This window comes from Achromobacter sp. MUI-25009338, assembly GCF_057359325.1.
The window spans coordinates 1,097,047-1,122,325 of sequence record NZ_CM170627.1 but is presented as its reverse complement, the minus strand read 5'-3'; the positions used below and the strand labels follow the sequence as shown (position 1 = coordinate 1,122,325).

Annotated in this window: 31 protein-coding genes; 17 read left to right on the top strand and 14 right to left on the bottom strand. The window is 70.3% G+C overall.

The features are described from left to right. Positions 1–58 precede the first annotated feature (58 nt). Positions 59–955 carry a DMT family transporter gene (locus AC1IQ6_RS05180; protein ID WP_102773806.1) on the top strand — a complete coding sequence of 299 codons (897 nt, stop codon included), beginning with the start codon at positions 59–61 and terminating at the stop codon, positions 953–955. A 19-nt stretch (positions 956–974) separates the two neighbouring features. On the opposite strand, the gene AC1IQ6_RS05175 is transcribed toward AC1IQ6_RS05180, so the two are convergent. Beyond that, positions 975–1,457: a MarR family winged helix-turn-helix transcriptional regulator gene (locus tag AC1IQ6_RS05175; protein ID WP_102773807.1), complete on the bottom strand. Its 483-nt coding sequence runs from the start codon at positions 1,455–1,457 to the stop codon at positions 975–977. A gap of 100 nt (positions 1,458–1,557) precedes the next feature. Then, positions 1,558–2,457: a LysR substrate-binding domain-containing protein gene (locus AC1IQ6_RS05170; protein ID WP_485865984.1), complete on the bottom strand. Its 900-nt coding sequence runs from the start codon at positions 2,455–2,457 to the stop codon at positions 1,558–1,560. A 152-nt stretch (positions 2,458–2,609) separates the two neighbouring features. Between AC1IQ6_RS05170 and AC1IQ6_RS05165 the strand changes: the two genes are divergently transcribed. Beyond that, positions 2,610–3,380 carry a sulfite exporter TauE/SafE family protein gene (locus AC1IQ6_RS05165; protein WP_102773809.1) on the top strand — a complete coding sequence of 257 codons (771 nt, stop codon included), beginning with the start codon at positions 2,610–2,612 and terminating at the stop codon, positions 3,378–3,380. A 19-nt stretch (positions 3,381–3,399) separates the two neighbouring features. Here AC1IQ6_RS05165 and AC1IQ6_RS05160 read toward each other — a convergent pair whose 3' ends face one another. Next, on the bottom strand, positions 3,400–4,179 hold the full coding sequence (locus AC1IQ6_RS05160; RefSeq protein WP_209165707.1) for an SDR family NAD(P)-dependent oxidoreductase: 780 nt from the start codon (positions 4,177–4,179) through the stop codon (positions 3,400–3,402). A gap of 162 nt (positions 4,180–4,341) precedes the next feature. Beyond that, positions 4,342–4,497, bottom strand: coding sequence for a hypothetical protein (locus AC1IQ6_RS05155; protein ID WP_168202170.1), 156 nt, complete (start codon positions 4,495–4,497; stop codon positions 4,342–4,344). A 149-nt stretch (positions 4,498–4,646) separates the two neighbouring features. Here AC1IQ6_RS05155 and AC1IQ6_RS05150 point away from each other — a divergent pair, with 149 nt between their 5' ends. Beyond that, positions 4,647–4,979 carry a hypothetical protein gene (locus AC1IQ6_RS05150; protein ID WP_102773811.1) on the top strand — a complete coding sequence of 111 codons (333 nt, stop codon included), beginning with the start codon at positions 4,647–4,649 and terminating at the stop codon, positions 4,977–4,979. 3 nt (positions 4,980–4,982) lie between these two features. Here AC1IQ6_RS05150 and AC1IQ6_RS05145 read toward each other — a convergent pair whose 3' ends face one another. Both AC1IQ6_RS05145 and AC1IQ6_RS05140 read right to left on the bottom strand, forming a co-directional pair. After that, positions 4,983–5,519 (bottom strand): GNAT family N-acetyltransferase, encoded by a 537-nt coding sequence (locus AC1IQ6_RS05145; RefSeq protein ID WP_102773812.1) that lies wholly within the window; start codon positions 5,517–5,519, stop codon positions 4,983–4,985. A gap of 7 nt (positions 5,520–5,526) precedes the next feature. After that, complete coding sequence (locus AC1IQ6_RS05140; protein WP_479731152.1) at positions 5,527–6,099, bottom strand: helix-turn-helix domain-containing protein; 573 nt, start codon at positions 6,097–6,099, stop codon at positions 5,527–5,529. A gap of 80 nt (positions 6,100–6,179) precedes the next feature. Here AC1IQ6_RS05140 and AC1IQ6_RS05135 point away from each other — a divergent pair, with 80 nt between their 5' ends. The 4 genes from AC1IQ6_RS05135 (at position 6,180) to AC1IQ6_RS05120 (ending at position 10,268) form a co-directional block, all read left to right on the top strand. Then, complete coding sequence (locus AC1IQ6_RS05135; RefSeq protein WP_209165705.1) at positions 6,180–7,724, top strand: phospholipase D family protein; 1,545 nt, start codon at positions 6,180–6,182, stop codon at positions 7,722–7,724. An 8-nt stretch (positions 7,725–7,732) separates the two neighbouring features. Further along, positions 7,733–8,392 (top strand): DNA oxidative demethylase AlkB, encoded by a 660-nt coding sequence (alkB, locus tag AC1IQ6_RS05130; RefSeq protein WP_479731151.1) that lies wholly within the window; start codon positions 7,733–7,735, stop codon positions 8,390–8,392. A 91-nt stretch (positions 8,393–8,483) separates the two neighbouring features. Further along, positions 8,484–9,473 carry a formylglycine-generating enzyme family protein gene (locus AC1IQ6_RS05125; RefSeq protein WP_485865983.1) on the top strand — a complete coding sequence of 330 codons (990 nt, stop codon included), beginning with the start codon at positions 8,484–8,486 and terminating at the stop codon, positions 9,471–9,473. Positions 9,474–9,521: 48 nt separating this feature from the next. Then, on the top strand, positions 9,522–10,268 hold the full coding sequence (locus tag AC1IQ6_RS05120; protein ID WP_485865982.1) for an SDR family oxidoreductase: 747 nt from the start codon (positions 9,522–9,524) through the stop codon (positions 10,266–10,268). 7 nt (positions 10,269–10,275) lie between these two features. Here the strand turns inward: AC1IQ6_RS05120 and AC1IQ6_RS05115 are convergent, their stop codons facing one another. Then, complete coding sequence (locus tag AC1IQ6_RS05115) at positions 10,276–10,794, bottom strand: MgtC/SapB family protein (RefSeq protein ID WP_479731149.1); 519 nt, start codon at positions 10,792–10,794, stop codon at positions 10,276–10,278. A 130-nt stretch (positions 10,795–10,924) separates the two neighbouring features. Between AC1IQ6_RS05115 and AC1IQ6_RS05110 the strand changes: the two genes are divergently transcribed. Next, the gene (locus AC1IQ6_RS05110; protein ID WP_102773819.1) at positions 10,925–11,707 is read left to right on the top strand and encodes an SDR family oxidoreductase; all 783 of its coding nucleotides are present in this window, start codon (positions 10,925–10,927) and stop codon (positions 11,705–11,707) included. Positions 11,708–11,711: 4 nt separating this feature from the next. Here AC1IQ6_RS05110 and AC1IQ6_RS05105 read toward each other — a convergent pair whose 3' ends face one another. From AC1IQ6_RS05105 to AC1IQ6_RS05095, 3 genes are all read right to left on the bottom strand, one after another. Then, a complete protein-coding gene (locus AC1IQ6_RS05105; protein WP_485865981.1) occupies positions 11,712–12,404 on the bottom strand; it encodes an HAD family hydrolase in 693 nt (230 codons plus the stop codon). Between the two features lie 66 nt (positions 12,405–12,470). Further along, complete coding sequence (locus AC1IQ6_RS05100) at positions 12,471–12,713, bottom strand: hypothetical protein (RefSeq protein ID WP_102773821.1); 243 nt, start codon at positions 12,711–12,713, stop codon at positions 12,471–12,473. Between the two features lie 198 nt (positions 12,714–12,911). Then, entirely contained in the window at positions 12,912–13,799 is an 888-nt protein-coding gene (locus AC1IQ6_RS05095; protein WP_102773822.1) for a prohibitin family protein, read from the bottom strand. A gap of 352 nt (positions 13,800–14,151) precedes the next feature. Between AC1IQ6_RS05095 and AC1IQ6_RS05090 the strand changes: the two genes are divergently transcribed. After that, a complete protein-coding gene (locus AC1IQ6_RS05090; protein WP_485865980.1) occupies positions 14,152–15,213 on the top strand; it encodes a M4 family metallopeptidase in 1,062 nt (353 codons plus the stop codon). Beyond that, positions 15,210–15,539: a protealysin inhibitor emfourin gene (locus tag AC1IQ6_RS05085; RefSeq protein WP_111825737.1), complete on the top strand. Its 330-nt coding sequence runs from the start codon at positions 15,210–15,212 to the stop codon at positions 15,537–15,539. Before AC1IQ6_RS05090 ends, AC1IQ6_RS05085 begins: the two co-directional genes overlap by 4 nt. Positions 15,540–15,554: 15 nt before the next feature. Here the strand turns inward: AC1IQ6_RS05085 and tam are convergent, their stop codons facing one another. Together tam and AC1IQ6_RS05075 are read right to left on the bottom strand one after the other, a co-directional pair. Next, complete coding sequence (gene tam / locus AC1IQ6_RS05080) at positions 15,555–16,328, bottom strand: trans-aconitate 2-methyltransferase (RefSeq protein WP_102773825.1); 774 nt, start codon at positions 16,326–16,328, stop codon at positions 15,555–15,557. Between the two features lie 120 nt (positions 16,329–16,448). After that, positions 16,449–17,447: a TerC family protein gene (locus AC1IQ6_RS05075; protein WP_485865979.1), complete on the bottom strand. Its 999-nt coding sequence runs from the start codon at positions 17,445–17,447 to the stop codon at positions 16,449–16,451. A 108-nt stretch (positions 17,448–17,555) separates the two neighbouring features. Between AC1IQ6_RS05075 and AC1IQ6_RS05070 the strand changes: the two genes are divergently transcribed. From AC1IQ6_RS05070 to AC1IQ6_RS05060, 3 genes are all read left to right on the top strand, one after another. After that, positions 17,556–18,449 carry a LysR family transcriptional regulator gene (locus AC1IQ6_RS05070; protein ID WP_102773827.1) on the top strand — a complete coding sequence of 298 codons (894 nt, stop codon included), beginning with the start codon at positions 17,556–17,558 and terminating at the stop codon, positions 18,447–18,449. 83 nt (positions 18,450–18,532) lie between these two features. Beyond that, positions 18,533–18,931 (top strand): hypothetical protein, encoded by a 399-nt coding sequence (locus AC1IQ6_RS05065; RefSeq protein WP_209165698.1) that lies wholly within the window; start codon positions 18,533–18,535, stop codon positions 18,929–18,931. A gap of 52 nt (positions 18,932–18,983) precedes the next feature. Beyond that, positions 18,984–19,583: a hypothetical protein gene (locus AC1IQ6_RS05060; RefSeq protein WP_485865978.1), complete on the top strand. Its 600-nt coding sequence runs from the start codon at positions 18,984–18,986 to the stop codon at positions 19,581–19,583. Between the two features lie 28 nt (positions 19,584–19,611). Here the strand turns inward: AC1IQ6_RS05060 and AC1IQ6_RS05055 are convergent, their stop codons facing one another. Further along, the gene (locus AC1IQ6_RS05055) at positions 19,612–20,013 is read right to left on the bottom strand and encodes a hypothetical protein (RefSeq protein ID WP_111825740.1); all 402 of its coding nucleotides are present in this window, start codon (positions 20,011–20,013) and stop codon (positions 19,612–19,614) included. A gap of 122 nt (positions 20,014–20,135) precedes the next feature. On the opposite strand from AC1IQ6_RS05055, the gene AC1IQ6_RS05050 reads away from it, so the two are divergent. Further along, entirely contained in the window at positions 20,136–20,729 is a 594-nt protein-coding gene (locus tag AC1IQ6_RS05050) for a hypothetical protein (protein WP_485865977.1), read from the top strand. Beyond that, positions 20,723–21,766, top strand: coding sequence for a histone deacetylase family protein (locus AC1IQ6_RS05045; protein ID WP_102773831.1), 1,044 nt, complete (start codon positions 20,723–20,725; stop codon positions 21,764–21,766). Before AC1IQ6_RS05050 ends, AC1IQ6_RS05045 begins: the two co-directional genes overlap by 7 nt. On the opposite strand, the gene AC1IQ6_RS05040 is transcribed toward AC1IQ6_RS05045, so the two are convergent. Further along, positions 21,754–22,653, bottom strand: a complete 900-nt coding sequence (locus AC1IQ6_RS05040) for a LysR family transcriptional regulator (RefSeq protein WP_485865976.1) — start codon at positions 22,651–22,653, stop codon at positions 21,754–21,756. The genes AC1IQ6_RS05045 and AC1IQ6_RS05040 overlap by 13 nt on opposite strands. Positions 22,654–22,795: 142 nt before the next feature. Here AC1IQ6_RS05040 and AC1IQ6_RS05035 point away from each other — a divergent pair, with 142 nt between their 5' ends. Then, the gene (locus AC1IQ6_RS05035) at positions 22,796–24,124 is read left to right on the top strand and encodes an aspartate aminotransferase family protein (RefSeq protein ID WP_111825743.1); all 1,329 of its coding nucleotides are present in this window, start codon (positions 22,796–22,798) and stop codon (positions 24,122–24,124) included. A 52-nt stretch (positions 24,125–24,176) separates the two neighbouring features. Further along, positions 24,177–25,193, top strand: coding sequence for an amino acid ABC transporter substrate-binding protein (locus AC1IQ6_RS05030; RefSeq protein WP_111825744.1), 1,017 nt, complete (start codon positions 24,177–24,179; stop codon positions 25,191–25,193). Positions 25,194–25,279: the final 86 nt, after the last annotated feature.

Below are 25,279 nucleotides of genomic sequence, written 5' to 3'. Positions count from 1 at the left end.
ACCTCGCGCGGCCGCCGCGCCTACGCTGCAGTTTTCCTGACTTCACGCGTATCGAGACATGAACAGCCGGATGCAAGGCTATTGCTGCCTGGCGGCCGCCATGGCGCTGGTGGGCAGCACCGTGGTGGCCAGCAAGATCATCGCCACGGGCCTGCCGCCCTTTACCGCCACCGCGCTGCGGTTCGCCCTGGCCCTGCCCTGTTTCGCCCTGCTGATGGCGCTGTCCGGCGCGCGGCTGCCGCGGCTGGACCGCCGCGACTGGCTGCTGCTGGCGGCGCAGGCCATCGCCGGCAGCGTGGGCTACACCGCGCTGCTGATCGCCGGGCTGCAACGGACCTCGGCCGTGGACGGCGGCATCATCCTGGGCACGCTGCCACTGGTGTCGGCCGCCATCGCCGTCGTGCTGCTGGGCGAGCGCCCGGGCAAGGCCACGCTGGCGGCCATCGCCGCCGCCGCTTTCGGCGTGTGGCTGATGACGCGCCACGCCGCCGATGACGGCGGCGGCTCCTCGCTCGCGGGCAACGCGCTGATCCTGGGCGCGGTGCTGTGCGAAGGCCTGTTCATCCTGCTCAACAAGCGGCTGCGCGTGCCGGTGGCGCCATTGGCGCTGTCGACCATCATGGCGGCCTGCGGCCTTGCCTTCTCGGCGCTGGCCAGCCTGGCCGAGGCGCCGTGGACCCTGTCCCTGCCCGGCCCGGCGCTGGCGGCCACGGCCTATTACGCCCTGGTGCCCACCGTGGGCGGCTTTCTGCTCTGGTATGCGGGAGCGGCCCGCGTGAAGGGCGCCGAGGCCGCGCTCTTCACGGCGCTGGCCCCGGTGGCCGCGGTGGCGCTGGCCGCCGGCCTGCTGGGCGAGACGCTGGCCGGGCAGCAACTGGCCGGCATGGCCTGCGTGCTGGGCGCCGTCGCGATGCTGGGCATCGGAGCAAGGCGGACCAGGGCCGGTTCACCCTGACTGGAGCCACGCACAGGCCCTAACCGCGGCTGAAGGCCAGCGCGAACTCCTCGGAGAAGATCTCTGCCAGCGCGCGCCGCAGGGCGGCCGCGCGCTCGGCGCCATAGGCGGCCTCGAAGCGGCGCTGCGCCTCGCGCCACAGGCGCCGGGCCTGCGCCAGCTTGGCGCGCCCGGACTCGGTCAGCGCCACGCGGCGGCTGCGGCCGTCCAGCGGATCGCGCGAGGTCTGCACGTAGCCGTCGCGCTCCAGCGGCTTGAGGTTGTGGGCCAGCGCGGAGCGGTCCAGCACCATGGCCCGCGCCAGATCGGTCAGCGAGGGCGTGCCCGCCCGCGCGATGTGCAGCAGGATCGAATGCTGCGACACCTTCAGCCCGCAGGGCGCCAGCACCGAGTCGTACAGCTGCGATACGCGCCGCGTCGCCTTGCGCAGCGCGGCGCCGTTGCAGAGCTGCGGATCGGGCGCATGGAACGGGACGGCGGCGGGGGACGGATCGTCGGGCATGGCGGGCGCGAAAGAAAACCGGGGAGCGGAAGCCGGCCGCGGCGGCCGGCAAGGCCTTAACGCTAACGCCGGCTGGCGTCCGAGTCCAGCCGGGCGGCATTCAGCCGGCCCGCGCGCCAGGCGCGTCGCGCAGCGCGTATTCCACCAGCTCGGCGGCATAGGCCGGCAGCGCGTCGCGCGTGCACAGCACCAGATCGCGCGCGGCCCAGCCGTCGGCCAGCGCCACGCGCCGCACGCCGGCCGCGCGCCCGTAGCGCGCCGCCGCCACGCGCGGGACGATGCCTATGCCCACGCCCTGCCCCACCATTCGGCACACGGCGTCGAAGCTGCGCAGCCGCACGCGGTAGGACAAGGCCTTGCCGCCGCGCCGCGCGTGATGCGCGATGTGCTCCTGCAGCGCGCTGCCTTCCACCAGGCCCACGAACTCCTGGTCGGCCACCTCCGCCAGCGTGAGCGAGGCGCGCGCGGCCAGCGGATGGCCGGCGGGCACGATGAGCGCCAGCGGATCGCGGCGGAAGGTGACCGTGCGCAGGCCATGCAGGTCGGCCGAGTCCGCCAGGACGCCGATATCGCAGGCGCCGGCGCGCAGCGCGTCGGCGATCTCGTGGCTCAGGCGCTCTTCCAGGTCGACCGACACGCGCGGATGGTCCTTGAGGAAAGCGCCCAGCACCGGCGGTAGGTACTCGCTCATCGCGCTGGTGTTGCACAGCATCCGGACGTGGCCCTTGAGGCCCTGGCCGTAGTGGTCGAGTTCGCCGCGCATGCGGTCCATCTGCGCCAGCACCACCCGCGCATGGTGCGCCAGCGTGCGCCCGGCCGGCGTCGGCTCGACGCCGCGCGGGCCGCGCAGCAGCAGGGGCACGCCCAGCGTGTCCTCCATGCCGCGGATGCGCTCGCTGGCCGAGGCCAGCGTCATGTGCGTGCGCCGCGCGCCGGCCGTGATGGAGCCGGTCTCCTGTACGTTGAGGAAAAGCCGCAGGTCGGTCAGGTCGAATCGCATGCAAAAAGCGTAGCACGCCAGCCTCAGGCCAACCCATAGGCTTGCTACGCGAGATCCCGATTCCGGCCCGGCGATCTCCGGCGGAGAATGAAGTCCCTGCCACTCGAATGGCCCCGCCCGACGCCCATCGCCTCAGGCGCGGGCATAGCCTCATGACGACCTACGATCTGCTGCCCGGCGCCACGCCCGCCCTGTTCGCCGCCACCCTGTCCATCTTCATCCTGGCCGGCGTGGTCAAGGGCGTGGTGGGACTGGGACTGCCCACGATTTCCATGGCGCTGCTGGCGCTGCTGATGGCGCCGGCCCAGGCCGCCGCCCTGCTCATCGTGCCTTCGCTCATCACCAACCTGTGGCAGGCCCGGCCGTGGCCGTCGCTGCCGGCCGTGCTGCGCCGCGTCGCCGGCATGCAGGCGGGCATCTGCGTCGGCACGATAGGCGCGGCGCTTTGGCTGGGCGCGCCTTCCGGCCGCTGGGCCGGCGTCTGCCTGGGGCTGGCGCTGGTGGCCTATGCCGCCTGGGGCCTGTTCGGATCGCCGCCCAGCGTGCCGGCGCGGCGCCAGGGCTGGCTGGGCGCGGCGGTCGGCGCCGTCACCGGCGTGATCACCGCGGCCACCGGCGTGTTCGTGATTCCGGCCGTGCCCTACCTGCAGGCGCTGAACCTGGGCAAGGACGGCCTGATCCAGGCCATGGGGATTTCGTTCACGGTCTCGACCGTGGCGCTGGCCGCGGGGCTGGCGATCAACGGCGGCTACACGCCCGAGGCGGCCGGCGCGTCGGTGCTGATGCTCGCGCCCGCGCTGGCCGGCATGGCGCTGGGCCAGTGGCTGCGCGCCCGGCTCTCGGCGCGCGCCTTCAAGCTGGTCTTCATGATCAGCCTGGCGCTGCTGGGCGCGTACCAGGCCGCGCGCGGGCTGGCGGGCTAGCGTCCCGTCCCATCCCGTTTCAGGCGGCGATCCGCCTTTCGTCGGCCAGGCCGATGGACACCGACATCTCGCGCCAGCGCGCCAGTTCCTGCTGCACCGCGTGGATCTTGGCGCGCGCCTGGTCGAAGGCGTCGCGCCCCAGGAACAGATGCAGCGGCGCGTACTGCGCCTGGGCCGCGTCGATCAGCACCTGCGCCATCTTGGCCGGATCGCTGCCCTGCCCATGGGGCGCATCGGCCGCGCGCATCGCGCCCGGATACACCAGCGTCACGCGCAAGCCGTCAGGCGCGGCCTGCGCCGCCAGCGCCTCGGTCAGGCCGCTGACCGCGAACTTGGCGGCGCTGTAGGCGCCCCAGTCCGGATGGCCGCCGTCGAAGCCCAGGATCGACGAAATATTGAACACATGCCCGCCGCGCTGCGCGCGCAGGCGCGGCAGGGCCGCCCTGAGCACGTTCAGCATGCCGAACACGTTGACGTCGAAACTGCCGCGCAGCTCCCGGTCCGACAGGCCGTCCAGCGCGCCCTGCAGGCCGCAGCCGGCGTTATTGACCACGACGTCCAGGCCGCCGAAGGCGACCGCCGTGGCTTGCACCGCCCGCCGCACGCCGCGCTCGTCTGCCAGGTCCACCGTCAGCGGCAGAAAGCGGCCTTCCAGCTTTGCGCCCACCGCGTCCAGCAACGCGTCGCCGTCGCGCGAGGTCGCCGCCACTTTGTGTCCCTGCTCCAGCAGCAGCCGGACCAGGCTCAGGCCCAGCCCCTTCGACGCGCCCGTCACCAACCAGATTTTCTCGGTATTCATGCAACCCCCTGCGTTTGCGGGCCCCGCCGGCCACATGCCGCGGGGCTGACGGACCGGGAGTCCCGATTCCGTACAGGGATGGTAAGAATCGCGAGCCGGGGCGTACAGGCTCGTTCTTGCTTGAAATCTGCCTATTCCTGCGCCGTTGCGGCGCAGGTTCCATCAGCCCAGCGCGCTGCGGTAATGCTCGCGATCGAAGCTGGGCGCGGTGCCCGGCCCCTGCGCCTCGGGCGCGGCGGCGGGTTCGTCGACGACGGGCGCGGCGACGCCGAAAAGAGTCAGTTCCGCGCTCACCAGCGCCAGGATCAGATTAGACATGACAGCTCCTTGTCCAGGGTTTCGAGGTGTCATGGTGCGCGCCACGGCGCGACGCGTCCATTTGGTTTGTTCAATGGCGGCGATTGGCGCAGGGCAAGCGCGCGGAATGGCGGATAATTCGGACTGAAACCAGATTTTGGAGCAACGCCATGTATCGCGGCATCGAGGCGATCGAACATTTCATGGAATCCATCGGCCTGCAATGGCGTCCGGGCGCGACCGAGCGCGCCGAGCTGAAGGCCAGCTACCGCATCGGCAATACGCGGCCGCTGGGCATAGACCGCACGCTGGTGGAGTTCCACTGCGATCCCAAGCGGCCCAAGGTCTGGGTGCCCGAGTTCTCGCGCACCAGCTTCCACCAATGGTTCGAAGTGCCCTACCAGGAATTCGAATTCACGCCCGGCGGCTCGATGCTGAAGATCAAGGCCGCCGCGCGCGGCAACGCGCCTCCCTACAGCGTGGGCATCAAGCCTCTGGCCTGAGCGTCACAGCTGCTTGTACATGACTGTGGTGGCGTCCAGCCTGGACGGGTCGCGCGGATCGCGGCTGAATCCCGGAATCCTGCCCGCCGTCCGGTAGCCCGCGGAAGCGTACAGCGGCTCCGCCTTGTCGCCGGTGCGCGTATCCAGCGTGATCAGGCTGCGGCCGCGCCGCGCCGCCATGGCCTCGGCCTCGCGCAGCAGCGCGCGCGCCAGGCCGCGGCGGCGGAAATCCGGATGCACCAGCAGCTTGCGCAGTTCGGCGCGGTGGGGCTGGTTGGGCGGCATGTCGCAATCGAGCTGCACCGATCCGGCGACCCGCCCGTCCAGGCGCGCCACCCACAGCGCCAGCGTGCCGGCGGCGACGCCCGGCAGCACCTTGGCGCGCCAATAGGCCTGCGCATCGGCCGGCGCGTAGGGCAGCACGAAGCCGACGCTGGCGCCGTCCTGCACGCAGGCGCGTAGCAGCTCGGCCAGATCGGCCAGCAGGGTCTCGGCGGCGTCGGCCGGCAGCAGCGTCAAGTCATATGTCGATTCGGGCATGGCGGCCTCAGACGATGAAAAGCAGATAGCGGGCGCCGGCGTCCGGCGGGGTGGAGAATTCGCTGGCGCCGAACAGCTGGTAGCGCAGGCAGTCGCCGGGAGCCAGGCGGTAAGCCTGGCCGTCCACGGTGAGGTGCAGCCGGCCCTCCAGCATCAGCAGATGGTGCTCCAGGCCCGGGCGCGGCGAGCGCTCGTAGGCGATGCGCGCGCCGGCCTGCAGCTCGCAGGCCAGCACTTCGCCGGCCAGCTGCTGCGCGGGCGGCGACACCGAGCGCCGGCGAAAACCGGCGCTCTCGTCCGTCCACACGGCCTGCGCCTGCTGCGGCACCAGCGGCGCGAAATCGTCCTCGACCATCAGCATCAGCCGCGACATGGTCAGGCCGTAGGCCGCGCACAGCTTGCCCAGCACGCTGGCGGTGGCGCTGACCTCGGCGTTCTCCAGCCGCGACAGCGTGGCGCGGCTGACGCCGGCGCGGCCGGCGAGTTCGTCCAGCGACCAGCCGCGCTCCTGGCGCAGCGTCTTGAGCCGGGCGGCGATGCGCCGGTCCAGCCCGGCGTCGGCAATCGGTGAATTTTCCATATTCGGGAATTTCTCTCAAATCAGGAATTCCGTCAAGAACCGGAGCGGGCCCGCCGCGCGATTTCGGCACAATACGGGGCATGCACCTGGCCAAACCCCTGATCATGACCGCCCTCTGCCTGAGCTTTCTGAGCGGCTGCGGCCTGCCCTCCCTGGACAAACGCAGCGAATCCCGCGCCCTGACGCCCGAGGCGTCGCAAGACACCGCGCTGGGCCGCGGCATCGCGCCGCTGGCCGCCGCCCATCCCGGCAAGTCCGGCATCCATCCGCTGGCCGACGCGCACGACGCCTTCGCCGCGCGCATGATGCTGGCGCGCGCGGCCCAGCGCAGCCTGGACGTGCAGTACTACATCTGGCACAAGGACATGACGGGCACCATGCTGCTGCAGGCCCTGCACGAGGCCGCCGGCCGCGGCGTGCGGGTGCGGCTGCTGCTCGACGACAACGGCACCTCGGGGCTGGACGAGGAGCTGGCCGCGCTGGACGCCCACCCCAACATCGAGGTGCGGCTGTACAACCCCTTCGTGCTGCGCTGGCCCAAGCCGCTGGGCTACGTGACGGAATTCCGCCGCCTGAACCGCCGCATGCACAACAAGTCCTTCACCGCCGACAACCAGGCCACCATCGTCGGCGGGCGCAACGTCGGCGACGAATACTTCGGCGCGACCAGCGACGTGCTGTTCACCGACCTGGACGTGCTGGCCATCGGCGCGGCGGTCAACGACGTCTCCACGGATTTCGACCGCTACTGGGCCAGCGAATCGGCCTATCCGGTGGACCGCCTGCTCAAGCGGCCGGAGCCCGGCAGGCTGGAGGAACTGGCGCAGGCCGCCGCAAGCGTCGAACGCTCGCCCCAGGCCGCCGCCTACGCCCAGGCCATGCGCGAGCTGCCCTTCATCCAGGATCTGCTGCAAGGCCGGCTGGAACTGGAATGGGCCGACACGCGCATGGTCAGCGACGATCCCCGCAAGACCCTGGGAACCGCGCCGCCCGAAGCCATGCTGCCGCATCAGCTGCACGAGATCCTCGGCGCGCCGGCCACCGACATGGAACTGGTGTCGCCCTATTTCGTGCCCACGGCCAGCGGCACGGAGGCGTTCGCGCAGATGGCGCAGGGCGGCGTCAAGGTCAGGGTGCTGACCAACGCGCTCGAAGCCACCGACGTGGCGGTGGTGCATTCTGGCTACGCCAAGCGCCGCAAGGACCTGCTGGCCAGCGGCGTGGAACTGTTCGAAATGAAGCGCATGGCCGGCGACGTGGAGCGCAGCAAGGGCGTGGGGCCGTTCGGCAGTTCCGGCTCCAGCCTGCACGCCAAGACCTTCGCCGTCGACGGCCGCCGTATCTTCGTGGGCTCGTTCAACTTCGACCCGCGCTCGGCCAGACTGAACACCGAGCTGGGCTTCGTCATCGACAGCCCCACGCTGGCGCGGCGCATCGCCGAATCCTTCGACCGCGACATGGCCAAGGTGGCCTACCGGGTCTGCCTGGACGACCGGGGCGGCCTGTACTGGCTGGAACAGCGCGACGGCCAGACCGTGCGGCACGATACCGAACCGGGCACCACGCTGTGGCAGCGCGTGTCGGTGTGGTTCGTGTCGCTGCTGCCGCTGGAGCCGCTGCTGTAGGCGCGCGCATGGCCCCGAACCTGGACCTCTTCGCCGACGACGCGCCCGCGCAGGGCGGCCGCGTCGTGCTGGGCCCGCAGTCGGTGGTGCTGCGCGGCTATGCGCTGGCGCGGGCCGAGGCCCTGCTCGCCGGCGTCGACGCCGTGACGGCCGAGGCGCCGTTCCGGCAGATGCAGACGCCGGGCGGCTACACCATGTCGGTGGCGCTGACCAACTGCGGCAGCCTGGGCTGGACCAGCGACGCCCACGGCTACCGCTACACCCGCCGCGATCCGCTGTCGGGCCGGCCCTGGCCCGACATGCCCGCGGCCTTCGCCGAACTGGCCCGCGACGCGGCCGCCGAAGCCGGTTTTCCCGGTTTCGCGCCGGACGCCTGCCTGGTGAACCGCTACGAACCCGGCTCGCGCCTGTCGCTGCACCAGGACCGCAACGAGCGCGACTACGGCGCGCCCATCGTGTCGGTATCGCTGGGCATGCCGGCCGTGTTCCTGTTCGGCGGCCTGGCGCGCGGCGACAAAACCTCGCGCACCACGCTGTTCCACGGCGACGTGGTGGTCTGGGGCGGCGTCGACCGGCTGCGCTACCACGGCGTCATGCCCATGCAGGACCTGCCGCACCCGCGGCTGGGCAGCCTCCGCATCAACTTCACCATCCGCAAGGCGGGCTGAGCCCGCCGGCGCGGCATGAGGGTTGTCCGCGGCTGGCCGGCGCGCCGCGGCCGCTCTACCATTGCGCACCTCCCCGCCGAGCCCCACGCCCATGCGATCCCTACTGGCCCTGCTTTGCACCCTGATCCCCGCCTGCGCCTGGGCCGCCGCCCCGCCCGCGGCGCAGGTCGAGAACTCGCTGGGCATGACGTTCGTGCGCATCCCGGCAGGCAGCTTCCAGATGGGCAGCGACGAAACGCCCGAGGCGCTGGCGCGCGCCTATCCGCAGTACCCGCCCGACCGCTACGCCCAGCTGTCCGACGAGGCGCCGGTGCACACCGTGCGCATCACGCGCCCGTTCTACCTGCAGCGCACCGAGGTCACGGTGGGGCAGTTCCGCCGCTTCATCGAGGCCTCGGGCTACGTGGCGGAATCCGAGGCCGACGGCACCGGCGGCTACGGCTACAACCCGCAATACGATCCCGCCCGCTCGGAAAGCGGCGACGCCTTCGAAGGCCGCGACCGCCGCTATTCCTGGCGCAATCCTGGCTTCGCGCAGGACGACGACCATCCGGTCGTGAACATCAGCTGGAACGACGCCGTGGCGCTGGCCCGCTGGCTCACCCAGCAGGAAGGCCGGACCTACCGCCTGCCCACCGAGGCCGAATGGGAATACGCCTGCCGCGCCGGCGCGCGCACGCGCTACCAGAACGGCGACGATCCCGCCGCCATGCCCGAGATCGGCAACGGCTTCGACGCGCAGGCCGCGCCGCGCTGGCCGCAATGGGCCGCGTTCGCCTCGGTCCGCGGCGACGGCCACGCCTTCACCGCGCCGGCAGCCAGCTACGCGCCCAACGCCTTCGGCCTGCACGACATGCACGGCAACGCCTGGGAATGGGTGGCGGACTGGTATGGCGAGGACTACTACGCGCAATCCCCGACGGACGATCCGCAAGGCCCGGCCAGCGGCAACGTGCGCGTGCGGCGCGGCGGCTCGTGGCACACCTGGGCGCTGTACACGCGCGCCTCGTTCCGCAACTGGAATACGCAGCAGACCCGCTACCCGCTGGTCGGCGTGCGGCTGCTGCGCGAGGCCGACTGAACTTGCGGTTAGCATAGCCGCAGCACCGGATTCGACCAGGAGAAAGCCATGTCCAAAGTCATGCTCGTCACCGGCGGCAGCCGCGGTATCGGCGCCGCCATCGCCAGACTGGCCGCGCGCCGCGGCTACGCGGTGGGCGTCAACTACCATGCCCAGGCCGGCGCGGCCCAGGCGGTGGTGGACGCCATCCGCGCCGAGGGCGGACGCGCCGTCGCGCTGCAGGCCGACGTCTCGCAGGAGGCGCAGGTGCTGCGCATGTTCCAGGCGCTGGACGACGAACTCGGCCGCCTCGACGCGCTGGTGAACAACGCCGGCATCCTGGAGCAGCAGATGCGCGTGGAGGCCATGAGCGCCGAGCGCCTGCAGCGCGTGCTGGCCACCAACGTGATCGGCGCCTTCCTGTGCGCGCGCGAGGCCGTGCGCCGCATGTCCACGCGCCACGGCGGCCCGGGCGGCGCCATCGTCAACGTGTCCTCGGCCGCCGCGCGCCTGGGCTCGCCCAACGAATACGTGGACTACGCCGCGTCCAAGGGCGCGCTGGATACCATGACGATAGGCCTGTCCAAGGAAGTCGCGCCCGAGGGCATACGCGTCAACGGCGTGCGCCCCGGCACCATCTACACCGACATGCACGCCAGCGGCGGCGAGCCGGGCCGGGTCGACCGGCTCAAGAGCGTGATCCCACTGCGCCGCGGCGGCACGGTGGAGGAAGTCGCCGGCGCGGTGATGTGGCTGTTCTCCGACGAAGCCGGCTACACCAGCGGCTCGTTCATCGAAGTGTCCGGCGGCAACTGAGGCGCGCCTATTCGGAGCCCGAGGAGATCACGCGCTTCTCGTGCCTGGACGAGATGCGCGCTTCGACCCGGCGCAGCACCGCCAGCACGAACAGGGCCAGCAGCGTGCTGAGCACGGCGGTGGCCTCGCGCCCCATGCCCGCGGCCACGCCGATGGCGGCCGTCATCCAGATGCCGGCCGACGTGGTCAGGCCGTGGATTTCGCGCTCCGAGCCGAGCTTGATGATGGCGCCCGCGCCCAGAAAGCCGATGCCGGCGATCACGCCTTGCAGCACGCGGCTGAGGTCGCCCACCGCCATGCCGCCCTGCAGCGGCACCAGCACGAAAATGGCGGCGCCCAGCGCCACCAGCATGTGGGTGCGCAGGCCCGCCGCCTTGCCGCTGCGCTCGCGCTCGTAGCCCAGCAGGCCGCCCAGCAGCACCGCCATGCCCAGCCGCAGCACGATGCGCGTGGCCTCGGTCACATCCGGGATGTCGGAGAATTCGCTGCGCGCCGCGGACCAGATTTCCAGCCAGACTTCAGACATCGCCGCCTCCTCGTGGGCCTCGATGCAGGCAGCATAGCAGGCGGCGCGCGCGCTGGCATGCCCGGCCCAACTGGTTTACAACCGACAGGTGTCCCGCAATGCCGCGGGCGCGTATCGGCCGGAGGACTACATGGATCTGCAGCTGGGCGGTAAACGCGTGCTCATCACGGGCGCTTCCAAGGGCATCGGGCTGGCCTGCGCCATCGCGTTCGCGCGCGAAGGCGCGCAACCCATACTGGTGGCGCGCGACGACGCCGCGCTGCGCGCCGCCTCCGAGGCCATCGGCGAGCACACCGGCGAGCCGGTGCAGGCGCACACGCTGGACCTGGCGCAGACGGGCGCGGCGCAGCGCCTGGCCGAGATGGCCGGAGACGTCGACATCCTGGTGAACAACGCCGGCGCGGTGCCGGGCGGCGCGCTGGAACAGGTGCAGGACGAGCGCTGGCGCGCCGGCTGGGACCTGAAAGTGCACGGCTACATCGACCTGGCGCGCCACTACTATCCGCGCATGCGCGCGGCCGGCGCAGGCGTCATCGCCAACATCATCGGCATGGCCGGCTCGGCGCCGCGCGCCGACTACATCTGCGGCGCGGCGGCCAATGCCTCGCTGATCGCCTTCACCCGCGCGCTGGGCGGCGAGGCGCCGCGCCACGGCGTGCGGGTCTTCGGCGTGAATCCCTCGCGCACCCGCACCGACCGCGTGCTGACGCTGGCGCAGCAGCGCGCGCAGGCCCGCTGGGGCGATGAAAGCCGCTGGCAGGAAACGCTGACGGACCTGCCCTTCGGCCGTCTGATGGAGCCCGCGGAAGTGGCCGACATGATCGTCTTCGGGGCCTCGCCCCGCGCCGGCTACCTGAGCGGCACGGTGATCGACCTGGACGGCGGCGGGCAGTACGCCAACCAGGCGCGCTGAGCGCTCAGGCCGCGCGCCGGCCCCAGTCGGCCAGCAGCGCCGGCAGCTGCGCCATGTCGGTGAACACCTGCGCCACGCCCACGCCGCGCAGCGCCTCGGCGCCGCTATGGCCGTTGGCGCCCGGGCTGTAGCCGAACACCGTGGCGCCGGCGGCCACCCCGGCGGTCGCGCCGGTCACCGTGTCTTCCACGACCGCGCAGCGCCGCGGGTCCACGCCGAGCGCCTCGGCGGCGGCCAGGTACACGTCCGGATGCGGCTTGCTGCGCGGCATTTCGTGGCCGCTGAACACGCGTCCGTCGAAGCAGTCGGCGATGCCCACCTTGGCCAGCTGCAGCTCCACCTTGCGGCGGTCGGCGCCCGAGGCGACCGCGATGCGTCCGCCCAGCGCCCCGTGCAGGGCGCGCACGGCGTCCGGCGCGCCGGGGATTTCCAGCAATTCCAGGTCCAGCGCGTCGTTGCGCCGCTGGCGGAATTCGGCGAACCATTCCGGGCCGAGCGCGGCGCCGGTGCGCGCCTGGATCAGCGGCAGTTCGTCCTTCACGGCCTTGCCGGTGAAGATGCGCATGGTTTCGTCGTGCGCGATGTCCCAGCCCAGCTCGTTGAGCATCTGGGTCAGCACGCGGCAGGTAATGGGTTCGGAATCGACCAGGACGCCGTCGCAGTCGAACAGCACGGCGTCAAAGGGAAAATCAGTCATCGGGGCCAGCCGGAAATAAGCGGAACAAGCGCGTAAGCATACTTCAGCCGCGGCGCGCGGCCGGCCCTAGTAGTCCATCGGCACGTGGCATTGCGCGGCCCGCAACGCCTCGATGTGCCTTTCGGCCTCCTGACGCTCGGCCTCCGGCGGCAGCGCGCGCCAGCTGATCATGGTGCCGCTGGCCTTGGCCGGCATCCAGCCCAGCACGCTGTACAGCGTGATCGCGGTGTATCCGGTGTCGAACCGCGTTTCGTAATAGCCGTGACGGTCCGGCAGCGTATCGCCGGGCGTCCATTCCATTTGAGACATCCCCGTCTCCTTGTTGCTGAAGCTTATCGACCCCGCGGGATCGTGGCTATCGTATCGCCGCCCACGGCGGCTCGTGACACCACGATGCGCCGGCTTTGCCATTCTTGACAGAGGGATATCCCCTAGCTTGGGGACGGCCGCGGGAGAACCCCGCGGCCGGTGTGGCGAAAATCGGACGGAAACGCCCGACGCCGATGCTTACTTGATGCCGATGAACGGCAGGGCCGCGCCCGGAACCTGCGTGGCCGGCAGCACGCCGTCCCACTTTTCCACGGCGTTCAGGCTCACCAGATTGGTGTTGGCGGCCAGCGCCTCGGCCTTGGCGCGGATCGCGGCGGCCTCGGCCTCGCCGCGCATGCGGATGCCGTCGGCCTCCGCGGTGAACTGCTGGCGGCGCGCGTCGGCCTCGGCCTTGGCCTTGACCACCTGGATCTCGGCGTTGATGGTCGCCGTTTCCTTTTGCTGGCGGGTCGTCTCGATCTGCACCTGGGCCAGCATGCGCTGCTCGATGGAATGTTCATAGGCCTGCGAAAAGCCCACTTCCTCGATCTGCACGCCCACCACCTGCACCGGCGCGCCTTCCATGGTCTTGCGCACGGACTCGTTCACGTCCAGGCCCAGCTTCTGGCGTTCCTGGATGGCGCGCACGGCCGTGTACTGGCCGAACACGTTCTTCACCGAGTCCGGCGTCTTGCGTTCCAGCACCCGCATCTGCAGATTGCTGATGGTGCCGTACTCCGAATACAGCTCGGCCACGTGCTCGGGCGGCACGCGATAGGTCACCGACACCCGCAGCGTCGCCGGCTGCTGGTCATAGCTGTAGGCCTCCAGCTTTTCGAACACGAACGTGTGGTCGCGCACCGACACCATCATCACGTTGTCGATGAACGGCGTCTTGAAATCCAGGCCGGGCTCGGAAACGCGCACCAGCTTGCCGTTGCGCAGCACCACGCCGCGCTCGCCCTGGTCCACCTGGAACCACGAATCGAAGGCCAGGAACAGGATCAGCAGGAACAGCACCGCCGCGATCGCCGCCACCTTGAGGCTGCGCGGCTTGACCGCGCCTATCGATTTGACCACTTGCATGTCTGTCGGCTTCACTTCGAATCCCTTTCTGTTTTTGAACGTTTACGGTCCGAGAGCACGGCGGCTATGCCCCGCGCCAGCAAGTAAGCGACGACAGCCGCTCCCACCAAGATCAGGAAATACCTCATCGAGCGTCCCCCCCGGAAAAGAAGCACCGGATTCTAGCGGAAGTCCGCGCCGCGCCGAATTGTGACGATTGTTGCGCCGCGCCCCTTCTACGCCCGGTAAAGTTCCTAGCATCAGGCCGCAACCTGTTACGTCCCTGCGGCCGGCCCATCTGCTACCGTTGTCTGGCTTAGACCCTGACCTACGCGCCGCGGCCCCGGTCCGGCGCTCAAGACGGAGACCGCGCATGCCACGACCTTCCCAGTCCGCGCCCCTGATCGGTGTGATTCCCCCCTTCATGCTGGACCGCCTGGCGCAGCACGCCGACGCCCGGGTCAGCATGCCCGCCGTGAAGACGCTGATCATCGACCAGCAACAGCGCAGCCTGCGCGAAATGGCGGTGCAGCCGCCCCGCGCCAAGCCGGCGCCGGGCGCGCGCGCGGGCCCCGCCGGCAAGCCGCAGCGGTCCGTGCACGACGCCGGCAACAGCACCACCCTGCCCGGCAAGCTGGTGCGCGCCGAGGGCCGCCCCGCCACCGGCGACGCGGCGGTGGACGAAGCCTACGAGTACCTGGGCGCGACCTACAAATTCTTCTGGGAGGTCTACCAGCGCCATTCCATCGACGGCCAGGGGCTGCCGCTGATCGGCACCGTGCATTACGGCGAAGACTACGACAACGCCTTCTGGAACGGCGCGCAGATGGTGTTCGGCGACGGCGACGGCGAAGTGTTCAACCGCTTCACGCTGGCGCCCGACATCATCGGCCACGAACTCACCCATGGCGTGATCGACGCCGAGGCCGCCCTGCTCTACCAGGGCCAGTCGGGCGCGCTGAACGAATCGCTGTGCGACGTCTTCGGTTCGCTGGTCAAGCAATACGCCCTGGGCCAGGACGCGCGCCAGGCCGACTGGCTGATCGGCGCCGGCCTCTTCACCGACAAGGTGCGCGCAAAAGCGCTGCGCTCCATGGCCGAGCCCGGCAGCGCCTACGACGATCCGGCGCTGGGCAAGGACCCGCAGCCCGCCCACATGGACAACTACGTGGACACGCCCGACGACAACGGCGGCGTGCACATCAATTCCGGCATCCCGAATCGCGCCTTTTACCTCGCCGCCACGGCCCTGGACGGCCCCGCCTGGGCCGGCGCGGGCCGCGTCTGGTACGACGCGCTGCGCGACGAGCGGCTGCGCCACGACGCCGACTTCAAGCAGTTCGCCGCGCTGACGCTGCAGGTCGCGCAGAACCACGACGCCGCGGTGCGCGACGCCGTCGCTCAGGCCTGGCAGGCCGTGGGAGTCCGGACATGATCGAACTGCCGCCGCTGGACCTTGCCCACCTGGTGCGCCTCACGCGCCAGGGCGGCCTGGCATATCTGCCGGGCCTGGCGCGGCCGCGCACCATAGACCTCGCCACCTGCCCGCCCGACGTGCGCCAGGAAGCCTGCGACGCGCTGGAACGCGCGGCGCCCGTGGCCGTCGCGCGCGACGCCGGCGGTGGCGGCGACCAGCGCTATTTCCATGTGGAAGTGCTTTACCGCGGCGCCGAGGTCGCGGACGTCAGCTTCGACGTGCCGGAAAGCGAGGCGCCCGACACGCTGGTGCGGCTGTGGAAGGACAAGGCGCGCCAGGAATGAAGGGCTGGCCCGCGCTCAGCCTTCGCGCGCCGTCGCCACGATGAACAGCCGCGGGAACGGCAGCAGCACCGTGCCATCGGCCAGCGCCGGGTAGGCCTCTTCGATCAGCGATTGATAGCGGGCCAGGAAGCCGGCCTGCCCGGCGTCGTCCAGCCTGTCCAGGTAGGGGCGCAGCGCCGTGCCCTTGAACCACTCCACCACGGCCGCCGCGCCCGCCAGCGGGTGGTGGTAGGTGGTGCGCCACACGTCCAGCCGGCCGCAATGCGGCTTGAGCAGTTCGTAGTACCAGGCCGCGCTATGCCGCGGGGGATGCTTGAAGCCTCCGATGCTGGCCGCCCACGGAGCTTCGCCGGCGACCTGGCGCGCCAGGCGATGGGCAGGCTCTTCCATGTTGTCCGGCGTCTGCACCGCCAGGCTGCCGCCCGGGGCCAGCTTGCCGAGCAGGCGCGGATACAGCGTGGCGTGGTCCGGCACCCACTGCAGCGAAGCGTTGGCCAGGATCACGTCGTAGGCCTGCGGCGGGTCCCAGGTGGCGATATCGGCCAGTTCGAACTGCAGCGCGGGCAGGCGCTTGCGGGCGGCCTGCAGCATGTCCTCGGAATTGTCCATGCCGCTCAGCTCGGCGTCGGGGTAGCGCGCGGCCAGCACCTCGGTGGAGTTGCCCGGGCCGCAGCCCAGGTCCACCGCCCGCTGCGCCTGCAGGTTGGGCAAGGCGGCGACCAGGTCGCGCACCGGACGGGTGCGCTCGTTCTCGAAGGCGGAGTATTGCTTTGCTGACCAGGTGTTCATGGCGGTTCCCGACGGTGGAAAGACTTCTGGCCACTCTACGCCTGCCGCCTGCCGCCGACAAATCCCGGATGGGCGAGGCCGCCATATCCGGCGGATATGGCGGCCTCGCCGCGCCCGGGTTTACTCGGCCGCCAGCTCGGCCTTGCCGCGTTCGCCGCGCGTCTTCCACAGCGAGAACAGCACGCCGCCCGCGATCAGGCCGAAGGTCACCGACAGGGACACCACGGCCGGCACCTTGCCGATGAAGCCGACCAGGAAGATCTTGGTCCCGATGAACACCAGCACCAGGGCCAGCGCGTACTTCAGGTAGTGAAAGCGGTGGATCATCGCCGCCAGCGCGAAGTACAGCGCGCGCAGGCCCAGGATGGCGAAGATGTTGCTGGTGTACACGATGAACGGATCGGTCGTGATCGCGAAGATCGCCGGCACCGAGTCCACCGCGAACAGCAGGTCCACGAACTCGATCAGCACCAGCGCCAGCAGGAGCGGCGTGGCCCAGCGCACCGGCCTGGAAGTCGCCGGGTCCACTTCGCGCACCCAGAACGCGTTGCCGCGCAGGCCGTCGGTCACGCGCATGTGGCGCTTGAGGAACTTGAGGATGGGGTTGGACGCGATGTCCGGCGTCTGGTCGGCGATCATCCACATCTTGATGCCGCTGAACACCAGGAAAGCGCCGAACAGGTACAGCAGCCAGCCGAAGTTGCTGACCAGCGCGGCGCCCAGGCCGATCATAGTGGCGCGCAGCACGATCACGCCCAGGATGCCCCAGAACAGCACGCGATGCTGGTACTGGCGCGGGATCGCGAAGAAGCTGAAGATCAGCGCGATGACGAAGACGTTGTCCATGGACAGCGACTTCTCGATCATGAAGCCGGTGTAGTAGGCCATGCCGCTGGCCGCGCCCATCTGCCACCAGACCCAGGCGCCGAAAAGCAGCGCCGCGCTGATGTAGCCGGCCGACAGCAGCAGGCTCTCGCGCACGCCGATCTCGCGGTCTTCCTTGTGCAGCACGCCGAGGTCGAAGGCCAGGAGCGACACCACGATGCCGATGAAGAGCAGCCAGCTCCAGGTGGGGGTGCCGAGGAAATCGGCGGCCAGAAAGGTCAGTAGGGTTTCCATAATGTCCCGCTCGTGTTCGAAGGCCCTCATGATCCGGATCGCGCGCTTCCGTAAAAATCAGCCTGAAATTGAGTTATGGTTCGAAAAAACCGAAGCGAGCCCGACCCCATGCTGAACTACCGCCACCTTTATTACTTCTGGATGGTCGCCAAGGAAGGCGGCTTTTCGCGCGCCGCCGAAAGGCTGGACATGGCCATACAGACCATCAGCGCGCAGGTCCGGGAACTGGAGAAAAGCCTGGGCCACCAGCTGCTCAAGCCGGCCGGGCGCGGCGTGGCGCTGACCGACGCCGGCCAGGCCGCCTTCGCGCGCGCCGAAGAGATCTTCCAGATCGGCCACGCCCTGCCGCAGGAAGTGCGCGCCGCCGCCACCAAGCCGGTGATGCGGCTGGCGGTCGGCCTGTCGGACGGCATTTCCAAGCTGGCCGCCCATGCGCTGCTGGGACCGGTGCTGCACACGCCGGACCTGCGCCTGACCTGCCACGAGGGCGAGGTCCAGGAATTGCTGGGAGAACTGGCCCAGCACCACCTGGACCTGGTGCTGGCGGGCCAGGGTGCGCCGGCCAACCCCAACCTGCGCCTGACCAGCGACCGGCTGGTGTCCTCGCCGGTGGACTGGTATGGGCCGGCCAAATGGGTGCGCAAGGCCGATGCGCGCGATTTCCCGCGCTGCCTGGAGCGCCTGCCGGTGCTGCTGCCGACCGGGCATTCGGTGCTGCGCCAGACGCTGGACCGCTGGTTCGGCGAACAGGGCGTCCACCCCAACGTGGTCGGGGAGTTCGAGGACAGCGCGCTCATGTCGGTATTCGCCGCCCGCGGCCTGGGGGTGTTTCCGCTCAGCCGGCTGGGCGGCGGCGATATCGGACTGCTGCGCGGCCTGCGGCCGCTGGCCCGCTGCGACGACGTGCACGAGGAAATCCACGCCATCCGCAACCGCCGGGGCCAGCACCATCCGCTGGTGCAGGCCGTGCTGACGCATGCCCGCACTTCGGTTTTTTCTTAACGTTTGTCACATAGGCGCTGGTTTTTTAGAAATAGAATCGGCTTTATCGTGGCTTTCCCTTGAAATATCGGAGTACCACTTCAATGAAAAAAATCATCTGGCTCGCCTTTGCCGTGCTCGCCGCACTCTGGACCGGGCTGGTGGCGCTGACCCTGCAGCTGACCGACTGGGTGCTGGCCTCGGTGGCCTCGGCGCAGGTGCCGGGCGCCGCGCTCGACACCTCGCAATGGGTCGCGCCCGCGTGGGCGGCCGCCTGGGTCGACCCGGCCTGGCTGCAAGGCCTGCAATCCGCGCTGGTCTGGGCCGCGCAGGGCCTGAACCAGGTGCTGCCCATGGCCGGCAGCCTGGGCACGCTGATCTCGGTCCTGGGCTGGATCTTCTGGGGCTTCATCATGGCCGGCCTGCTGGTGGTGGCGCTGATCCTGCATTGGCTGGCGGGCAAGCGCGAACAGGCCGCGCCCGCCGGCCGTCAAGTGGTGTAATAGGGCAGGCAACGCGGCCGCCCCGGCGCGCTGCCCCGCAAAGGAGCCCGCCGTGTTCGCAGTCCGCACCCCCACCCTGTTCCCGTTTCTGGCGGCGCTGTGCGCCGTCGCCGCGGCCGGCGCCGCCCGGGCCGCGCCGGCCTACGGCGTGGCGGTGTGCACGGTGGCCGGCGTCGCCGGGGAATACAGCGTGCGGGTGCGCAACACGGGCAGCGCCGCGCTGCCGCGCGCCGACGTCGCCGGCGTGCGCCTGAACGCCAGCGGACAGGCCGGCGACACCATCGGCGCCACGCTCGATGACATCCCGGCCGGCAAGTACAAGACCGCCGTGCTGGGCCGCCGCGGGGATTCCGTCGCGCTGGCCAGCATCTCGACCTATGTTTCCGAACAGGGCGCCGAAACGCGCCGCGAAACCCTGTACGCGGGCAAGGTGGCGCACGTTTCCCCCGGCTCCGCCCTGCCCTATACGCTGGCGCCGCTGGCCGTGCGCGGCTGGACCGTGGCCTATGGCTCCAAGTCCGGCCCCGCGCTGGAGGCGGGCAGCGCCGTCCTGCTGGTCTATCCCGCGCGGTCGGGCAAGAAGCCCGATCCCTTGCAGCCCGAAGCCGGCCGCGCGCCGGCGGAGGTGGTGCCGCTGGAGGTGTGCCGGTAGCGGGGAAGATGGCGGCCCTGGCCACCTCTCAAGCGCCGTGCAACAGATCGCGCTCGTTCAGCAGCGCATAAACGATTTCAGGACGGGTGTCGAAGCTGCGGCGGATGGCCGCCGGGATGGCGGCGCGCGTCTTGCGGCACAGGCCCGGCTGGTCGTCGAGCTGGATGGCGATGCCGCGCGAGGTGCGCACTTCGTTGTCGCTGGGGATGATCGTGACCACGATGCCCAGCTGCGCCTGCATGCGTCCCTGCATGGCCCGCAGGTCCTCCAGGCTGGCCAGGTTTTCCAGCCGCGCCACCAGGCGCTTTTCCTCTTCCCGGGTCAGGCGCAGCACGCGGATGTCCGCGACCGGATCGGCCAGCAGCCGCTCGCGGTCGCACACACAGGCGCCCGGCGGGCATTCTTGGCGGATGGGAAACGGAAAATTCATGGCGCGGGCGCGCTCCGTGTCTGGCCTTTCCGGAATTCTACCCACGATCGCGCGCGGCTCGTAAACCCGCGGCCGCCTGCGGCATAATGCCCGGCACGCCTGCCGGCGCCGAGGATAGCCACATGAAAACCATATTGCTGGGAGCCGTGCTGGCCACGATCGCCCAGAACGCCTGCGCTCGCGACTACCCGTACGAGATCGCCCCCGGCCTGCCCGCGGTGGTGAGCATCGCCGACCTGCCGCGGCAGCAACTGAGCGTGCGCGCCGGCAAGGGCCCGCGGCAGGCGCTGGCGGACTTCGGCGACGACGAGGAAGTCGACCAGTTCCAGGACGTGGACGTGGACCACGACGGCTACCGCGATTTCGTCGTCGGCCAGAGCGGCGGCAGCGACCAGGTCCACGCCCGCATCTTCCTGTACCGGCCCGGCGAGGGAGGATTCCGCGAGCTGCGGCATCCCGGCAGCGCCGCCAGCCCCTGCCGCGGCTTCGTCAATCCGGTTTTCGACCCGGCCCGCCCCGCCTTCGCCGTGGCCTGCCGCTACGCCGCGGACAATTTCGGTTTCGAGGAATACACGGTGTGCCCCGACGGCACGGCGCGCGCGACCTCGTGGTCGCGGCGCAGCGGCGAGGACGAAACGCCCCTGCCGCTGCCGCCCGGGCCCGGCGCCCGCTATAGTGGCGCATCGCCATCGAACAGGACCGCCTCGCCGTGCTGATTTTCCATAACCCCGTCCACCACAAACATGCCGGCCGGCACGAAATGTTCCGCGGCAGGCTGGTGCCCTGCCATGAAACCCCGGCGCGCCAGGAGTACGTGCTGCAGGCGCTGCGCCAGCGGGGCATCGGCGAGCTGCGCGCGCCGTCGGCGCCGGACATGGACCTGATCGGGCGCGTGCACGCCCCGCGCTACCTGGATTTCCTGGCCGGCGCCTGGCAGGAATGGATTGCGCTGGACCCGGCCAACGCCGAATTCGACGTGTTGCCGTCGATCTGGCCGGTGCGGGGTTTCCGCCACGATGTGTCGCCCACCAACTTCGCGGCCCGGGTCGGCCTGTTTTCGTTCGACAGCGGCTGTCCGCTGACCGCCGGCACCTGGGAGGCCGCGCTGGCCGGCGCCGCCTGCGCCATCGACGCCGCGCGCGCGGTGACGGCCGCCGGCGGGCCGCGCGCGGCCATGGCGCTCACGCGGCCGCCCGGCCACCACGCCGGCCCGGATTTCTTCGGCGGCTACTGCTTCCTGAACAACGCGGCGCTGGCCGCGCAGGCGCTGCGCGAGGCCGGCGCCGCGCGCGTCGCCGTGGTGGACGTGGACTACCACCACGGCAACGGCACCCAGACCATTTTCTACGAACGCGGCGACGTGCTGACCGTGTCGGTGCATGGCGATCCGACCACGGAATATCCGTTCTACCTGGGCTACGCCGACGAGCGCGGCCAGGGCGCGGGCGCGCAATGCAACCTGAACCTGCCGCTGCCCGCCGGCACCGGCTTCGCCGGCTGGACGCAGGCGCTGCAACAGGGCCTGGACGCGGTCCGCGCCTTCGGGGCGGACGCGCTGGTGGTGGCCCTGGGCGTGGACACCTATGAAGGCGACCCGATCTCGCGCTTCAAGCTGCGCAGCGAGGACTACCTGGAAGTCGGCCGCCTGCTGGCCGGACTGGGCCTGCCGGCCGTGTTCACGCTGGAAGGCGGCTACGCCGTGGCCGAAGTGGGCGTGAACGTGGCCAACGTGCTGCAGGGCTACGCCGGCTGAGCCGAGGCCCGCATGCGGTCCCATAGCTGCTGCGCCGCCGCGCGCGTGTCGGCGCGGTCCTTGTAGGCCAGGATGGACACCTCGATGTCCCAGCCGCGGTTGGGCAGGGGCACGAGGTCGGCGCCGGCCAGCCGCTGCAGCGCGCTGTCGGCCAGCCAGGCCACGCCGAGCTCCTGGGCGGCCATGTCGCCCAGCACGTCCGACATCTCGGCCTCGAACACCCGCACGCCGTGCAGCGGCTGCGCGGCCGCCTCGATGGCGGCGTCGATCAGGCGCGCGAAATACACATTGGCCGAATACATCAGCAGCGGCACCGGACTGGCCGCGGCGCCGGGCAAGTCCAGCCCGGTGCGCTCAACCAGCGCGCGGGCGGCGTACGGCCGGATCAGCTCGCGGCCCAGCGTCAGGCAGTCGTAGCGCGCCGGGTCCAGCGGCAGCGGCTGGGCCACCTGGTGAAAGCAGATGAGGAAGTCCGCCGCGCCCGAGGTGAAGGCGGAGACGGTGTCGTGCACGTTGCCGGTCTGCAGGCTGCAGCTGAGCACGCGGCCGTCGCTCCAGGCACGCCACCATTTCGGCAGGTGGGTCGTGGCCAGCGCGTAGGAAGTCGCCAGCCGCAGCTGGTTCTGGGCCGGCACGCCGGCGATGCCGGCGCGGGCCTCGGCCAGCTGGTTGACCAGCTCGACCGCCGCGTCGCGAAAGCGCTCGCCCGCCTCGGTGAGCTGGGTCGGGAAGGCGGAGCGGTCGATCAGGCGCGCGCCCACCCAGTTCTCCAGGCTCTGGATGCGGCGGCTGAACGCGGCCTGCGAAAGATTGCGCGCCTCCGCGGCGCGCGTGAAGTTGCGCACCTCAGAAAGCGTGATGAAGTCCTGCAGCCATCGGGTGTCCATGAGGCTCCTTGCATATCGCACATGGGCCATGCGCGCGACGCATCGCCGCGCATGCTTACTTCGCATTGGACGGTCTGGGCGTCCTGCCGGACACTGCCTCCGTCGGTTCCGCATTGGAGCCCACCCGCCACGGAGTGTAAACATGGATAAAACCCTGCGCGACGCCGCCCGCGAGTACCTGGTCCGGTACGGCGGCGACACCTTCCCCAACCTGTTCACCTCGGCCAAGGGCACGGTGGTGCGCGACGATACCGGGCGCGAGATCCTGGATTTCACATCGGGCCAGATGTGCGCCACCATCGGCCACAACCACCCCGACATCGTCGCCGCCGTGCACCGCGCGGGCGAAACCGCCTTCCATTTCTTCAGCGGCATGATTCCGGAAACCGTGGCCCGGCTGGCCGCCACGGTGGCGCGCGACTGGATGCCCGCCGGGCTGACCAAGTCCATCTTCGTCAACACCGGTTCGGAGAGCAATGAAATCGCCTTGCGCATGGCCAAGATGCACAAGAACGGCTTCGAGATCCTGGCCATCGGCGGGTCGTGGCACGGCGTGACCAGCGGCGCGGGCTCGGTGTCGTACGCCAGCGACCGCAAGGGCTACGGCGTGCCGCCGGCCGGCGTGTTCGTCATGCCCGAGCCCAACGCCTACCGTCCGTACATCGCGGGCCTGGACCCGGAGCAGTCGGCGCTGGCCTGCCTGGAGATCGGCCTGAAAATGTTCGACATGGCTTCGGCCGGCAGGCCCGCGGCCATCATCGTCGAGCCGGTCATCAGCGCCGGCGGCGTGCTGGTTCCGCCCAAGTCCTACATGCAGGCGCTGCGCCAGGCCGCCGACGCGCGCGGCATGCTGCTGATCTTCGACGAGGCGCAGACCGCGTTCGGACGCATCGGCTACCGCAGCGGCGCGGAATACTTCGGCGTCACGCCGGACATCATGAGCGTGTCCAAGACGCTGGGCGGAGGCCTGCCGCTGGCGGCCACCATCACCACGCCCGCCATCGAGCAGGACGTGCACGAAAAAGGTTTCACCTTCTACACCAGCCACGTATCGGACCCGCTGCCGGCCACCGTGGGCCTGGCGGTGCTGGAGGTCATCCAGCGCGAAAACCTGATCGAACGCGCCCGCACGCAGGGCGACTACCTGCGCCGCGGCCTGCTGGAACTGCAGCAGCGCCACGAGGCCATCGGCGACGTGCGCGGCCTGGGCCTGCTGCTGGGCGTGGAGCTGGTGCAGGACCGCGGCACGCGCCAGCCCTTCCACGAACTGGGCGCGCTGACCACCCAGCGCTGTTTCGAGCTGGGCCTGTCCATGAACATCCGGCGCCGCCCCGAACGCGGCTCGGTCTGGCGCATCGCCCCGCCCCTGACGGTGAGCAACGCGGAAATCGACCGCGCCATCGCCATCCTGGACCAGGCGCTGACCGAGAGCCTGAAAAAAGTGTCCCGGCCCGCGGCCCGCGCCGCCTGAGGCGCGCTTTTCCAACCCCCCGGCGCCGGGCCGGTCCCGGCAGGAGAACGACATGTCGCAACGCAAACTCGCCGCCTGCGCCCTGGCGCTGGCCGCCGTGTCCGGCCAGGCCCTCGCCGGCCCCACGCTCGACGCCGTCAAGAAACGGGGATACCTGCAATGCGGGGTATCGACCGGCATCCAGGGCTTTTCCGCCCCGGACAGCAAGGGCGTCTGGCATGGGCTGGACGTGGACATGTGCCGCGCCATCGCGGCCACCGTGTTCAACGATGCGTCCAAGTTCCGCCTGACGCCGCTCACCACTCAGGCCCGCTTCACCGCGCTGCAGTCCGGCGAGGTGGACGTGCTGACCCGCAACGTCACGCCCACCATGGCGCGCGACAACACGCTGGGCCTGTTGAGCGTGGCCGTCAATTTCTACGACAGCCAGGGCGTGATGGTGTCGCGCAAGCTGGGCGTCAAGAAGCTGACGGAACTGGAAGGCGCCACCATCTGCGTGCAGCCGGGCACCGTGACCGAGCTGGACCTGGCCGACTGGTTCCGTTCGCGCTCGCTGAGCTTCAGGCCCGTGGTGATCGAAAAGTACGATGAAATCGTGCGCGCGTTCGCGGCCGGGCGCTGCGACGCCTTCACCTCCGACAAGTCGCAGCTGGCCGCCACCCGCATGACGCTGGAGAACCCCGACGGCTACGAGATCCTGCAGGAGAACATCTCGAAAAGCCCGCTGGGCCCGATGGTGCGCCAGGGCGACGACAACTGGGTCAACGTGGTGCGCTGGTCGTTCTACGCCATGCTGGAAGCCGAGGAGTTCGGCATTTCGTCGGCCAACGTGGAAGCGCAGCTCAAGGCCGTCAACCCCAACGTGCAGCGCATCCTGGGCGTGACGCCCGGCATGGGCCGCAACATGGGCGTGGACGACCGCTGGGCCTACAACATCATCAAGCAGGTGGGCAATTACGGCGAGAGCTACGAGCGCAACCTGGGGATGAGCAGCCCGATGAAACTGCCGCGCGGCCTGAACGCGCAGTGGCGCGACGGCGGGTTGATGTATGGGTGGCCGGTGCGGTGATGGCGCGCGGCCGATGGGTGCAGCGCGAGACATTCGACGCGGACAATCAGCGGTAAAGCGCGCGAAACCCATCGGGCGGCCCCGGC

What these genes read in the sequence shown, in the direction of transcription:
- AC1IQ6_RS05180 (WP_102773806.1), top strand. Translation starts at nt 59, where the DNA reads ATGAACAGCCGGATGCAAGGCTATTGCTGCCTGGCGGCCGCCATGGCG.
- AC1IQ6_RS05175 (WP_102773807.1), bottom strand. Translation starts at nt 1,457, where the DNA reads ATGCCCGACGATCCGTCCCCCGCCGCCGTCCCGTTCCATGCGCCCGAT.
- AC1IQ6_RS05170 (WP_485865984.1), bottom strand. Translation starts at nt 2,457, where the DNA reads ATGCGATTCGACCTGACCGACCTGCGGCTTTTCCTCAACGTACAGGAG.
- AC1IQ6_RS05165 (WP_102773809.1), top strand. Translation starts at nt 2,610, where the DNA reads ATGACGACCTACGATCTGCTGCCCGGCGCCACGCCCGCCCTGTTCGCC.
- AC1IQ6_RS05160 (WP_209165707.1), bottom strand. Translation starts at nt 4,179, where the DNA reads ATGAATACCGAGAAAATCTGGTTGGTGACGGGCGCGTCGAAGGGGCTG.
- AC1IQ6_RS05155 (WP_168202170.1), bottom strand. Translation starts at nt 4,497, where the DNA reads ATGTCTAATCTGATCCTGGCGCTGGTGAGCGCGGAACTGACTCTTTTC.
- AC1IQ6_RS05150 (WP_102773811.1), top strand. Translation starts at nt 4,647, where the DNA reads ATGTATCGCGGCATCGAGGCGATCGAACATTTCATGGAATCCATCGGC.
- AC1IQ6_RS05145 (WP_102773812.1), bottom strand. Translation starts at nt 5,519, where the DNA reads ATGCCCGAATCGACATATGACTTGACGCTGCTGCCGGCCGACGCCGCC.
- AC1IQ6_RS05140 (WP_479731152.1), bottom strand. Translation starts at nt 6,099, where the DNA reads ATGGAAAATTCACCGATTGCCGACGCCGGGCTGGACCGGCGCATCGCC.
- AC1IQ6_RS05135 (WP_209165705.1), top strand. Translation starts at nt 6,180, where the DNA reads ATGCACCTGGCCAAACCCCTGATCATGACCGCCCTCTGCCTGAGCTTT.
- alkB (WP_479731151.1), top strand. Translation starts at nt 7,733, where the DNA reads ATGGCCCCGAACCTGGACCTCTTCGCCGACGACGCGCCCGCGCAGGGC.
- AC1IQ6_RS05125 (WP_485865983.1), top strand. Translation starts at nt 8,484, where the DNA reads ATGCGATCCCTACTGGCCCTGCTTTGCACCCTGATCCCCGCCTGCGCC.
- AC1IQ6_RS05120 (WP_485865982.1), top strand. Translation starts at nt 9,522, where the DNA reads ATGTCCAAAGTCATGCTCGTCACCGGCGGCAGCCGCGGTATCGGCGCC.
- AC1IQ6_RS05115 (WP_479731149.1), bottom strand. Translation starts at nt 10,794, where the DNA reads ATGTCTGAAGTCTGGCTGGAAATCTGGTCCGCGGCGCGCAGCGAATTC.
- AC1IQ6_RS05110 (WP_102773819.1), top strand. Translation starts at nt 10,925, where the DNA reads ATGGATCTGCAGCTGGGCGGTAAACGCGTGCTCATCACGGGCGCTTCC.
- AC1IQ6_RS05105 (WP_485865981.1), bottom strand. Translation starts at nt 12,404, where the DNA reads ATGACTGATTTTCCCTTTGACGCCGTGCTGTTCGACTGCGACGGCGTC.
- AC1IQ6_RS05100 (WP_102773821.1), bottom strand. Translation starts at nt 12,713, where the DNA reads ATGTCTCAAATGGAATGGACGCCCGGCGATACGCTGCCGGACCGTCAC.
- AC1IQ6_RS05095 (WP_102773822.1), bottom strand. Translation starts at nt 13,799, where the DNA reads ATGCAAGTGGTCAAATCGATAGGCGCGGTCAAGCCGCGCAGCCTCAAG.
- AC1IQ6_RS05090 (WP_485865980.1), top strand. Translation starts at nt 14,152, where the DNA reads ATGCCACGACCTTCCCAGTCCGCGCCCCTGATCGGTGTGATTCCCCCC.
- AC1IQ6_RS05085 (WP_111825737.1), top strand. Translation starts at nt 15,210, where the DNA reads ATGATCGAACTGCCGCCGCTGGACCTTGCCCACCTGGTGCGCCTCACG.
- tam (WP_102773825.1), bottom strand. Translation starts at nt 16,328, where the DNA reads ATGAACACCTGGTCAGCAAAGCAATACTCCGCCTTCGAGAACGAGCGC.
- AC1IQ6_RS05075 (WP_485865979.1), bottom strand. Translation starts at nt 17,447, where the DNA reads ATGGAAACCCTACTGACCTTTCTGGCCGCCGATTTCCTCGGCACCCCC.
- AC1IQ6_RS05070 (WP_102773827.1), top strand. Translation starts at nt 17,556, where the DNA reads ATGCTGAACTACCGCCACCTTTATTACTTCTGGATGGTCGCCAAGGAA.
- AC1IQ6_RS05065 (WP_209165698.1), top strand. Translation starts at nt 18,533, where the DNA reads ATGAAAAAAATCATCTGGCTCGCCTTTGCCGTGCTCGCCGCACTCTGG.
- AC1IQ6_RS05055 (WP_111825740.1), bottom strand. Translation starts at nt 20,013, where the DNA reads ATGAATTTTCCGTTTCCCATCCGCCAAGAATGCCCGCCGGGCGCCTGT.
- AC1IQ6_RS05050 (WP_485865977.1), top strand. Translation starts at nt 20,136, where the DNA reads ATGAAAACCATATTGCTGGGAGCCGTGCTGGCCACGATCGCCCAGAAC.
- AC1IQ6_RS05040 (WP_485865976.1), bottom strand. Translation starts at nt 22,653, where the DNA reads ATGGACACCCGATGGCTGCAGGACTTCATCACGCTTTCTGAGGTGCGC.
- AC1IQ6_RS05035 (WP_111825743.1), top strand. Translation starts at nt 22,796, where the DNA reads ATGGATAAAACCCTGCGCGACGCCGCCCGCGAGTACCTGGTCCGGTAC.
- AC1IQ6_RS05030 (WP_111825744.1), top strand. Translation starts at nt 24,177, where the DNA reads ATGTCGCAACGCAAACTCGCCGCCTGCGCCCTGGCGCTGGCCGCCGTG.